Here is an 11455-nt window from a genome sequence, read left to right on the forward strand (position 1 = left end):
ACAAGTACGGGAGTGAAGAACTCGATTGCTTGGGCTTCGCACTCGCGGCGACCCATTCAGACACCGCGATCCGGCCGCGATGCCCAGGAATAGGTCCCCGTGGGCCGGCTTCGGCGCGTCCGCAGTATTTGCTCCCTGTAACAAGGGAACCCTTGCGCGAGCGATTCACCCTGTTACCCAAGTTGCCGGCGTGCTCGGCGATCCGCGGCGCCGATGACCAAAGCAGCCCATCCATCATTGCTACGACATGCTCGGACCGGGGGTCACCGCCGTCCAGTTGGGGGACACAAGCACTGCCTGAGCGAACCGTCAACGTCATCGCGCGCACAGGATGAATCTCGACCGGTCTCCACGGTCCCGACGAGTATTGACCCGTCCTCCATCCGGCTCTCTCGGACAAATGGCACCCTTCAGTGTGCTCGAGCTGCTATCCCGCACACTGCCCCTCCGGGGGTAAATAGCGAGCTGATCCCGCGTTCGGGGCGCGTAAGGATGCCTGCCCGAAACTCTCTACACCCCATTAAGCGTTCTTTGAACCGTTCCTGGCCGCCTTTCACCCGTAGCGGGGCATTGCATCCCGCGGCCTTCTCCTGCCCTGCGAATCCGCGCGGCACGCTGGTCGGCCCACTATTACCGTTGCTGGCCCAGCCAGGCATCTCCGCGGACTGCAGCTCGCTAGGAACCGCAGGGGTTTACCCAAGTGGGTCAACCCGCTGCACGAAACCGGGTGGAGCAGAAAGCGAGGCTGGCAGTGTTCGATGTTCAGTCCTGTCTGAGGTGCCCAGCAACCCGGAAGTACCGATCGCAGCGCGAAGTAGAGCCCTGAAGCGACAACCCGGGCACCAATTTGGCAACCGGATCATTCAGGCCGGCCAGGCCCAATAGCATTACGCTCGACGGACCGAGAGCGTCTAGCAACTGGCCGCCAGGACCCTCTGGGTTCCACATCAACGTCGAGTTTGTCCGACACACAGAATTTCCTGCCAGTTCCTCCGGCACAGAAGAACGATGCTCAGCAATAGCGTCCCAGGTGCGTTGATGCACGTCGCGAAAGGCGCGTGGGGCGAAACCAGTCTGCTTCCAAGAGGCTCGCCGTCTCACCACATACGGTTTCCGGCGCGGGTGCGGACTTGGCCAGGTTGCTGTTTCACGTGAAACATCTGTGACCAGCGCCGCCGTCTGTTCAAGATGCCCTCCACTCGGTCTCGGCTGCCTCCCTCAAGGCGGCCTCCGTGAAGGACGGCCATCCGGCGAGGATACGAAACTTGCAGGCCATTTCAGCGGAAAGAGTTCTTGGTGCGCCTGCCGCGACGATCGTCCGAAATAGATGTCACCAGAGACTTTACCGCGCCACTGGCTCTACATCTTTCGCCGGACGACCAGAACCAGAGTGCCAAGGGTTAACCGCAGTTCACACTAGGCGGCAGACACCTTTTCACTTCCGTGTCTTACAAGGACAGCATCGCAGCCTTACGAGCAGAGTTGTCGACGCGTCTGGAAGTTGGGGGAATGCCCATCGGAAGAATCTTTGCGCTGTCCCGGCCTTGCAACGGACCCACGCGCCCGACGCTCGCCGCCAGAATCCTGTGCCACCCAGTTCCCGCGGTCGGTCGGTTCTGAACGCTGGCACCGGGCCCGACTCCGCGGACCAGTCGGGCGCGTGGCTCATGCGGCCGTATGCGGGCATGTTTCACGTGAAACATGCGCGCTGCCCGTGTGAACCAGCAGACGCGGCAGAACACGATGACGCCACCACTCCCACGCCACCGAACCTTCCCGTTGTGGACGTACACCAGGCAGCAGCCCCACCACCGAACCAGCAATACGGCAAACCTCCCGGGAACGGAATGACCCTACGCGTTGCACGAAGGTACCAATCCGGCTGCCTACACAGCGTGCATCGCCATGCACCTATATCTGACCCTCCGTGTGCACCCTGCGCCGCTCCCAACTACCTGCCGGTCATGTCTGCTCGAGTGTGGTCCGGGGAACAGCCGAGCTAAGTTCTCACCCGGGCCTAAGCTGTCCCCGGCTGCAGACGCAGGCACCATGGCAAGCCAGCAGGTAGCAGGTATGAACATTCAACAGTCACCTAAGAGGTCTGGTATCGACAGCTAGCGGTCCGGTCCGAGAAGTGCCCGCGCGGGTGCCATCAGTTGCTGGTGTCGCCCGGCCAATGCTGTTCTTCCCCCGCTCAATCTGGAACGGCAAGATTGCAGACGCACCCGCCTACACGTCAGTCCTACATGAACCTTGTCGGATACTGGGCCGATGGTCGCGACGGCCAACTGTTCTGCCCGGGTGCCGCGCTTTCGCCCCCCCGAGAACCGGCTGTGTCGCTACCTATGGCTCCACGCGGTTAGGAGGACATAGCCACGACGGTCCAGGGACCGCCGCAGCATTGAGTTCCTTCAGCTGCTCATGACAGGCCCGCGCATAGCGGGTGCCGGCTCCGCCGCCCCACGCTGGCAGCCTCAGGGTTGCACTGCCAATGCAATTGGGCGTGGCATGCGCTGTTCAAACATCTGATCATGTCAGGGAAGCGGAGAGCCGCCTCGAGGATAATGACGCACACCACAAAAGAGTTATCCACCAGCGGTGCTGAAGTTATGCACAACGTTATCCACAAGCTATTCCACAGGCATTCTGGATTCCAGATCGACCACCGCGCTTGTGATGAGAGGACTGGTGGAAGCTTCCTCTCTAGGCATTAAAAGCCGCGCAGGAACCTGGCGCCACTCCCACCCCCTCCGGGGGCCAAAATTCGCGGGAAATCCTTCAAAAGGGCGTTGAATGGCCCCATTTGACGCCACTGCATGATGTTTCACGTGAAACGAATCTCGTAACGCGGCAGACGGCAGCGACCTTTGCTGAAGGCGGGACATGCCGCGCCTGCGGTATTGATTGCCAAGCAGTGGTGGCGTCCTTGCTTTCCACAAAGTTATCCACAGCGATATCCACCTACCCCTGACCTGTTTTCAACAGCCTCAGGCGCTCGATTGGGGAGGCAAAAGATCCGTTCGGTGGCCTCGCTCCCTGTTCACAAAGTCCTCCCTTGGCGTGCCGGTTGGGGCGCTCGGCGCGGCAGCAGACCTGGCTGTCGGGCGGTAGCGAAGTTGAGGGGGAGTGACCTCCTACGCCAGGTGTTCATCGAAACTACAGCAAGGACCACACACAGAACCCCAGCAGAAGCTTGGCGAACACCAGCGGTCGCGCGCATTGGAAGCGCACCCTCCAGACCCGACTGGCCATAACGCAGCAGCATCGAAGCCCTATGCCGGAGCCAGCATCAGCGGGATACCTCCGTGCAACCGCACGACAAGGCGAGCTCGACGCGGGACTCCACGCGAGCTTGTTCCGGTCAATAAGGCGTCCATTCGCCGCGGTTCCAGTTCACTATGCGTCCCGCAGTGCCCGTGACGTCATCCATAACCAGACGCCAGCCAACCAGTAAGACGACACCGTACTCATGAGGGCCGGCCTCAAACAGGAAGATACAGTGAACGCTGTGATGCCGTTATGACACCTTCCACCGGATGGGGGCGCCACCCCCAACGATAAGGACAGGGTGGCAACCAGAACCGCCACGCAGACCTTTCAGCAGGCGCCGCCAGCTGCTCCGCCAGTGCCCGCGCTACGAGGGCGAGCCTGACTGCGCAGTACGGCTGAGCGCGACCAGGAGGCGGACAAGAGTGGCTGCGTCCTCGCAGGCGCCAGCGAGTCCCACGCAGGGGAGACTACCGGCCCTTCGGGGCTTCCATCAACGGACACCGGGGGAACGTCATCGTCAACGCTCATTAGAGCGCTGGACGCGGTCGCCTCATCGCCGTCAAGTGCCCTCACAAGCCCCACAGCCCGAACTGCAGATCCCTATCGCTCCTGGCCTTCACTACGGCTCCTGCCCTTCATCGTTAGTCGACATCATCCTGACCTCCTGCATGCGGCAGGGTGGCGCAAGCGGCTGCTCTGTACGACGGTAGGGAACGGCACTCGGACGCAGGGAGGATGTTTCACGTGAAACAGTGGGCGTGCATTCCTCGGTGCTGCAGTAGAACGCCGGCGTTCATCCGCAATTTCGAAACGATGGCAGCGCTGTGCGCAGCACGGGAAACCGGGAGCGAGACTTGTGCACCGCGCAGGGGTGGGTCCTGCCTCCATCCGGCAATGCCACCACCGGGTCGATGAAATGATTGAGTTCGCGTGCGACACCAATCCTCTACACTCCGGAGCATACAAAGAGTTAGCCGGGGTCATGGTCGCCAGAAGCAGCAGATCGAACTTGCAAGCAAATGGAACCGAACTGCCCACCGATGCCTCGCCAGACATGGAATCACCGGCAAATTTGGGACAGGTGGACGGTGGACAAGCGAAGAACCCGACTGTCGCAGTGCTGGCCGTATGTTTCACGTGAAACGGAACTTTCCATTTCCGGACGAGCATTAGCGACTAATTGAGGTCAAGATCCATGCGAATAGGTGCCAGGCCTGCCAGCGGCTCGCCACCGAAGGCGAACCGCAACATGCCACCATGGCGCGGCTGGCGCTGATGAGCACGCGATGACCCATGGCCCGCGGGATCTATCGCAGTTCCCAGTTAGGATCGGACGGTGCCTGCACAGCCAAAAGGGTCCTTGGGCCGCCGTTACGGGACTCTCCAGCCTCTTATGCCCGCCCTAGGCGCCCCGATCCGCCGCTAGGAGGCTTAGGCCCGTATTACTGCCAAGGAACGCGCGCCCCGAGACCCGACTCTGCGAGTGCGCTAACACCGAGTTCGCCGGCTACGCAGACCAGATCTGGCCACGATGGCGTGCGTCACCGACACCAGAATGTGCGATCAGGGCAAGTAGGCACAGCTGCACGAGATTCCGGCAAACCAGCGGGGAGGAGCGAGACTGATGCAGTCGACTACTCACTTCACATGCGGCAGGACACTGCGTATCGCCACGTACGCGAGCATCCGGAAGCCACGGTGGTTCCTGATGGCCCACCAGAGAGGTTCAGCAGTACGCCTGAAAGAGTCGACGCAGAATAGGAATGCCCCCTGTCGGTCTCTGACGAACACCAGGGAGCTGCGCGCGGGAAGTCAGGATACGTGGTTACGCGCCCCGGAGTGGTTACGAGGCCACATAACCAAAGGCTCCAAAGATGCCAGGTCCGGAAATAACCGGCTCACGTACCCCGAGCCTGCACCCCGGAGGAATCACCCCAGGCAACGAACGGGACTAGGGCACGCCATCGTTTCACGTGAAACACCGGCCAATCGGCCACGAAAAGAATCGGACAAAGGAGGCGCAAAGGCAGCGGGGAAGAGAAAGGGCGCCTCTCCGAACGGAGAAGCGCCCTTCTGGCGTTGAAAGCTCTACTCCTCAGCGCCCGGAGACAGCACCTCCATAATGCGGTTCAGATCCTCAACGCTAGCGAACTCAATGCTTACACGCCCCTTGCGGGCACCAAGGGTGATCTTCACGTTTGTGTCCAAGCGATCGGAAAGGGACGAAGCCAAGTAGTCCAGGCGCTCGTGGCGGGCATTTGGGCGCGGAATGTTGTTCTTTGCCGGCACCGCGGGCTCCTGGTACAGGGCAACGGCTTCCTCTGTGGCTCGCACCGACATGCCCTCGGCGACGATCTTCTGCGCCAGGCGCTCCATCGCCGCGGCGTCGGGAAGGGCAAGCAGCGCACGTGCGTGACCGGCCGAAAGAACGCTGGCAGCGACCCTGCGCTGGACCAGCGGCGGCAGCTTCAGAAGCCGAAGGGTGTTCGAGACCTGCGGGCGGGAACGTCCAATACGATCTGCGAGCTCCTCGTGAGTGGTACCGAAGTCCTCGAGCAGCTGCTGGTAGGCGGCCGCTTCTTCCAAGGGGTTCAGCTGGCTCCGGTGGAGGTTTTCAAGCAATGCGTCACGAAGAAGGTCATCATCGTTCGTGTCGCGCACGATTGCCGGGATGGTTTCAAGTCCGGCAGCCTGGACTGCGCGCCACCGGCGTTCACCCATGACCAATTCATACGGTTCTCCACCCTTTTCGGTTGAAGTACGTACAACAATTGGCTGGAGGACACCGATTTCCTTGACCGAGTGAATAAGCTCCGCCATGTCGTCTTCATCGAAGACGCTGCGGGGCTGCTTCCGGTTGGGATGAATGTCCTGCACCGGAATTTCGGCGAAACGTGCGCCGGGAACCTCAACGAGTTCGACTTCTTTCGCCTCGGGGGCAACAGGAGCGGCAGCAGTTTTCGCGGAATTGCTCCGCGCAGGCTTGTCAGCGGCCGGAGCCTTCGCAGCGCCCTTCGCGGGGCCGGTCTTTGGCTTGCTCGCCGCGCTGGCGGCCGGAGCCGAAGGGCTTTCGTCCGAAGCCGCCTTGGAGGGAGTCCGCACCGCGGACCTGGCGGGAGGAGCTGCAGGTGCTTCCGCCGTCGTCGGTTCAGTCTCGGGAGCGGAAGTCGCAGGTGCGGCCTTCTTTGCTTCCGGGAAGAACAGGTCCACCGGGCGGGACGTGCCTGCGCCGTTGCCTGCAACACCAGCCGAAGGCGAGCTGGGAATGAGGGCACCAAGACCCCTGCCCAGACCCCGTCGCTTTTCGCTCATGTGTGTATCCCTCCAAAGGAACGGCAGGGAAGACCCGCCAAGGCTGTTGCAGTGTTTAGAGAAGTCTAGCGTTCAGCGATTTCCGCTGCGGCTTCCATATAGGAAAGAGCTCCGCTCGATGAAGAATCGTAAGTCATCACCGTCTGCTGGTAACTCGGCGCCTCGGAAATGCGGACCGAACGGGGAACCACTGCACTGAGCACCTGTTCCGGGAAGTGTTCGCGTACTTCGGTAGCTACCTGGGCAGCCAGGTTGGTGCGGCCGTCATACATCGTGAGGAGGATTGTCGAGACCACCAGGTCGCCATTCAGATGCTTCTGGATCATCTCGATGTTCTTGAGCAGCTGGCTCAGGCCCTCCAGTGCATAGTATTCGCACTGGATCGGAATCAGGACTTCGCTGGCCGCACAGAATGCATTGACAGTAAGCAGTCCGAGGCTCGGCGGGCAGTCAATGAAAATAAAGTCGAGCCGGGCTTCGCCGTTCTTCTCGCGTTCCTTTGCATACACGTCGATTGCCCGGCGGAGGCGCTGCTCACGGGCCACGAGGGAAACCAACTCGATTTCCGCACCGGCCAGGTGGATCGTGGCCGGCGCGCAAATGAGGTTGGGGACGTCGGGGCAGGGTGCCACCACTTCGCCGAGCGGCAGGTCGTTGATCAGCACGTCGTAAATGCTGTCGACGTCGGCGTGATGCTCAATGCCAAGCGCGGTAGACGCGTTACCTTGGGGATCGATGTCGATCACCAGGACGTTCAATCCTGCCGAAGCCAGAGCAGCAGCGATGTTGACCGTCGTCGTCGTCTTGCCGACGCCGCCCTTCTGGTTGGAAACGGTGAAGATGCGGGTCTTTTCGGGCTTCGGCAGTTCCCGGTCGAGCAGACGCTCCCTGCGGCGGGTCTCATTGGCGAGCTGGCGGGCGATGGGGCTGGAGTCGTCGATCGAGTCCATCACATTCCCTCCAGCACCAAGGGCTGTTTCACGTGAAACTATCGAGTTATCAACCCTGTTCGTGCTCATTTGTCCTGCAAGACCCAGCGTGGAGGGCGCAGAGACTGCACGTGCGGATCCCAAGGACATAAACGGGGGGATCCGATGCGTGGAGGTTTCGCTACTGGCCACTGTCACACTCACTCTCATTTGGCGTTGGCTGCCGTTCTCTAGCCTAACGGCTTCGCCTAGGACACGCCGGAAACAGCGCGGAAAGGCCGGCGGAAACTAGGCGGATTTCCGGGTCTTGTCGACGAGGACCTTGACCACGGTGGTGGGTTCCTCGAGCAGGTTCTCGCCGCACAGCACAACGCTGGTTTGGACTCCACCAAGCTTCCGGATGACCTTGGCGGCCTTCTCGATTTCCTCTTCGGCGCTGCGTCCCTTGATGGCGACAAGTTCGCCCTTGCCATCCAGCAGCGGGATGGTCAGGCCTGCGAGCTTGCTCAGTGCGGACACGGCACGGGCGGTGACGACGTCGGCCTTCACCAGGCCCACCGCGAGTTCCGCACGGGTGCGCATCACGGTCACGTTCTCAAGTCCGAGGTCGTCCACGACTTCCTGCAGCCAGATCACCCGCCGTTCCAGTGGCTCAATCAGCGTCAGTTCAAGGTCCGGGCGGGCGATCGCCAGGCACAGCCCGGGCAGCCCGGCGCCGGATCCGACGTCGGCCACGTGGCTGCCGTGGGCGATCTCCGATTCGATGACCGCGCAGTTGAGCACGTGGCGTCCCCACAGACGGGGGATCTCCCGCGGACCGATGAGCCCACGTTCGATCCCCGACGTCTCGAGGTGTTCCACGTACCGGCGGGCCAGATCCAGGCGGTCGCCGAAGATTTTCTCTGCGGCCGACAGGTCCGCTGCAGTAATGTCCGCCATGATCCTCTAGTCGGCCGAGACCACGATATGGCGGCCGGCGCCTTCGCCCTCGGACTCCGAGACGAAGCCGAGGTCGGCGACGGCGTCATGGACGATCTTGCGCTCGTAGGCGCTCATCGGTTCCAGGGCGACGGCGGAGCCGCTTTCCTTGACCTTTGCGACGGCGTCCTCGGCGATCTGCTGCAGCTCGCCGGCGCGCTCCTTGCGGTAGCCGTTGATGTCCAGCACGAGGCGGGAGCGGGTTTCGGTGGCGGAAAGCACGGAAAGGCGGGCCAGTTCCTGGAGCGCCTCGAGTACCTCGCCATCACGGCCTACCAGGCTCTCAAGACCCTCGGAGGCTTCCTCGGCGGCGATGGAGATGTAAGTGCGGCCGTTGCGCACCTCGATGTCGATGTCGCCGTCGATGTCGGCGATGTCCAGGAGTTCCTCAAGGTAGTCCGCGGCTACGTCGCCCTCTTCTTCGAGGCGGCGCGCTGCGCTTCCCTTGCCGGCGGGCTTCTCTTCTGCCTGGGATGACAGGGACTCGGTGGCCAGCCCTTCGTTCACGCCTTCAGCCTTCGTCTCTTCAGTGCTATCAACCGACATTACTTCTTCTTCCTGTTCTTGCGTTGTGGCTGGATGCGCTGGCCCTTGGGCTTCTCGGGCTCGGGATCTGCAGCGGTTTCCTCGGCCTTCTTCCCGCCGAGGATCGGCAGTGCCGGCAGCCCCTTGGCGGCACGACGCTCAGCGAGGGCCTTCGCGGCGGGGGAGCCCGGCGTCGGCATGCGGCGGATGACAAAGAACTGCTGGCCCATGGTCCACAGGTTGGTGGTGGTCCAGTAGATGAGCACACCGATCGGGAAGTTGATGCCACCCACGCCGAAGACAATCGGCAGGATGTAAAGCATCATCTTCTGCTGGCGCATGAAGGGGCTGGCCATGGCCTCTTCGGACATGTTCTTGGCCATGATCTGCTTCTGGGTGATGAACTGCGAGGCCGTCATCGCGAGGATCATGATGATGGACAGCGTCCAGACGGCCACCTGGTTGCCGCCGCCGCCATGCAGGAGGGACGCGGACAGCGGTGCACCGAAGATGCTCGACTGATCGAACTGCACCACCTGGTCATGGCTCATTGCACCGATGCCCTGGCCCTGGTCCTTGGCCTGCGAAATGCCGGACAGCACCTGGAACAGGGCGAAGAAGAACGGCATCTGGATCAGCATCGGCAGGCAGGCCGAGAACGGGTTGGTCCCGTGCTTCTTGTACATCGCCATCTGTTCCTGCGCCATGGCCTGGCGGGACAGCTGGTCGGTCTTGCCCTTGTACTTGTCCTGCAGTTTCTTCAGGTCCGGCTGCAGCAGCTGCATGCCGCGCTGCGCCTTGATCTGCTTGACGAAGACCGGGATCAGGGCAGCCCGGAGCACGAGCACCAGCCCGATGATGGACAGCGTCCACGTCCAACCGCTGGCGGCCGGCAGCCCGATGAAGCTCAGTCCCTCATGGAAGCCAACCATGATGACTGAGACCAACCATTTGAACGGAGCCATGATGGTTCCAAAGAAGTCCATACGTTTTCCCTATTTCCTCAAGCCGCTTCCCGGCGGCCGTCTTCATCAGCCTGAGCAGCCAGGAACAGGTCCGGGTTGTTCAGTACAACAATTGTGGGCATCTGGCCTTCGGGCCAGTAGCGGTGGCCGGCGGGGACGTGGTCCACGCCGCCGGCGTTCCAGGGGTGGCAGCGCGCAAGGCGCTTGGCGGCAAGCCAGCTGCCTTTGACGGCACCATGGACCGTGACTGCTTCAAGCGCGTAGGCGGAGCATGAAGGAAAGAACCGGCACACCTGGCCGTACAGTGGCGAAACGATCCGCCGGTAGGCCTTCAGCAGCAGGATGAGGATGTTGCGGGGCAGCTCCCAGAGAACGGAAGCAATGGACCTTGAGGATGAGGCAAGGAAGCGGACGACGGCGGAGCCTAGCTCATGCACGCGGTGTCCCTTCCGTTGTGGTGCTGCCGGTACGGTCCGGCAACGGCGGCGGAACCATTCCGCCAAGCCGCTTCCTGTTTGCTGCCAGGGCTGCGTTGAAATCGCCCAGCAGCTGTTCCCAGTCTGCGGAAGCCGCCGCCGGCAAGGCCCGGACAACTACAGCCAGGCCGGTTCCCTGGTTTTTCAACGCCAGGGCAGCTGCTTCCCTCAGTCTCCTCTTAACGAGGTTCCTGGTGACAGCGTTCCCGACAGCTTTGGAAACAATGAAGCCGAACCGGCTCGGTTCATCGGCAGCGATAGATGCCGTATATAACACTAAGTTCCGGCGTCCATTGCGGACGCCGGAACGTACTGTTGTTGAAAAGTCGGTTGAAGTCCGCAGACGATGGGAGGTGGCAAGCACCGCTTGACTCGCTTGGGAAGGTTGACCGACGAGTCAGTTATTTACGCCGACAGCTCGACGCGGCCCTTGCTGCGGCGGGCAGCCAGGATGGCGCGGCCGGCACGGGTGCGCATACGAAGGCGGAAGCCGTGCTTCTTGGCCCGACGGCGGTTATTCGGCTGAAAAGTCCGCTTGCTCACGTTAGTTACTCCAGTGGATCGAAGGTGCGCCCACCCGATCAAAAGGGGAAGAACTGGCCGACGCTAAGTTTTTTGTGCATCCGCACCCACCCAACGCCGGACAGTGCCGAAGATACAGGTGGCCGAAAGCGGACACATAGGACTTCACAACGTTAGGGCAAAAACACGCCGCGGGTCAAACCGGGAACCCCGCTCCTGACTATCCCCAGCTGTGGCAAAGTGGCGCCGGCAGCCTGTGGATGAAGTGGCTCACAAGGCCGTTTCCAGAACCACAACCATGTAATTATCCACAAGCAACTCCCCAGCTATCTTCTGGGGAATCCATCCCCTAGAGTGTCTCAGTAGCCGATTTTCCACGGACTGTGCATAACCCTGTGGATTCGGTTGGAATCCACCCTTGGTTCGGACTTTTCGGCTGCCGGCAATTCAGGCACACAAGGACCAGAGGAACCAATTG

Annotated in this window: 8 protein-coding genes; all 8 read right to left on the reverse strand. The window is 61.6% G+C overall.

The window, feature by feature from the left end; all coding sequences use genetic code 11:
- Positions 1-5358: 5358 nt before the first annotated feature.
- The gene (locus tag ACN9M4_RS20240) at positions 5359-6582 is read right to left on the reverse strand and encodes a ParB/RepB/Spo0J family partition protein (protein WP_426301125.1); all 1224 of its coding nucleotides are present in this window, start codon (positions 6580-6582) and stop codon (positions 5359-5361) included.
- A gap of 65 nt (positions 6583-6647) precedes the next feature.
- Positions 6648-7703 carry a ParA family protein gene (locus ACN9M4_RS20245; protein WP_426301127.1) on the reverse strand — a complete coding sequence of 352 codons (1056 nt, stop codon included), beginning with the start codon at positions 7701-7703 and terminating at the stop codon, positions 6648-6650.
- A gap of 96 nt (positions 7704-7799) precedes the next feature.
- On the reverse strand, positions 7800-8450 hold the full coding sequence (rsmG, locus tag ACN9M4_RS20250) for a 16S rRNA (guanine(527)-N(7))-methyltransferase RsmG (protein WP_426301129.1): 651 nt from the start codon (positions 8448-8450) through the stop codon (positions 7800-7802).
- Positions 8451-8456: 6 nt separating this feature from the next.
- Positions 8457-9035: a protein jag gene (locus tag ACN9M4_RS20255; protein ID WP_426301131.1), complete on the reverse strand. Its 579-nt coding sequence runs from the start codon at positions 9033-9035 to the stop codon at positions 8457-8459.
- Positions 9035-10000: a membrane protein insertase YidC gene (gene yidC / locus ACN9M4_RS20260; protein ID WP_426301133.1), complete on the reverse strand. Its 966-nt coding sequence runs from the start codon at positions 9998-10000 to the stop codon at positions 9035-9037. The genes ACN9M4_RS20255 and yidC overlap by 1 nt, the downstream gene beginning before the upstream one ends.
- A 17-nt stretch (positions 10001-10017) precedes the next feature.
- The gene (gene yidD / locus ACN9M4_RS20265; RefSeq protein ID WP_426301135.1) at positions 10018-10416 is read right to left on the reverse strand and encodes a membrane protein insertion efficiency factor YidD; all 399 of its coding nucleotides are present in this window, start codon (positions 10414-10416) and stop codon (positions 10018-10020) included.
- Positions 10409-10819 carry a ribonuclease P protein component gene (gene rnpA / locus ACN9M4_RS20270; protein ID WP_426301137.1) on the reverse strand — a complete coding sequence of 137 codons (411 nt, stop codon included), beginning with the start codon at positions 10817-10819 and terminating at the stop codon, positions 10409-10411. Before rnpA ends, yidD begins: the two co-directional genes overlap by 8 nt.
- Before the next feature lie 41 nt (positions 10820-10860).
- Entirely contained in the window at positions 10861-10998 is a 138-nt protein-coding gene (rpmH, locus tag ACN9M4_RS20275) for a 50S ribosomal protein L34 (RefSeq protein ID WP_074588526.1), read from the reverse strand.
- Between the last annotated feature and the right edge of the window lie 457 nt (positions 10999-11455).

Source organism: Arthrobacter sp. R-11, from assembly GCF_049913155.1.
Taxonomy (GTDB): domain Bacteria; phylum Actinomycetota; class Actinomycetes; order Actinomycetales; family Micrococcaceae; genus Arthrobacter.

Coding starts and splice junctions, on each gene's coding strand:
- ACN9M4_RS20240 (WP_426301125.1), bottom strand. CDS start 6,582: ATGAGCGAAAAGCGACGGGGTCTGGGCAGGGGTCTTGGTGCCCTCATT.
- yidC (WP_426301133.1), bottom strand. CDS start 10,000: ATGGACTTCTTTGGAACCATCATGGCTCCGTTCAAATGGTTGGTCTCA.
- ACN9M4_RS20255 (WP_426301131.1), bottom strand. CDS start 9,035: ATGTCGGTTGATAGCACTGAAGAGACGAAGGCTGAAGGCGTGAACGAA.
- rsmG (WP_426301129.1), bottom strand. CDS start 8,450: ATGGCGGACATTACTGCAGCGGACCTGTCGGCCGCAGAGAAAATCTTC.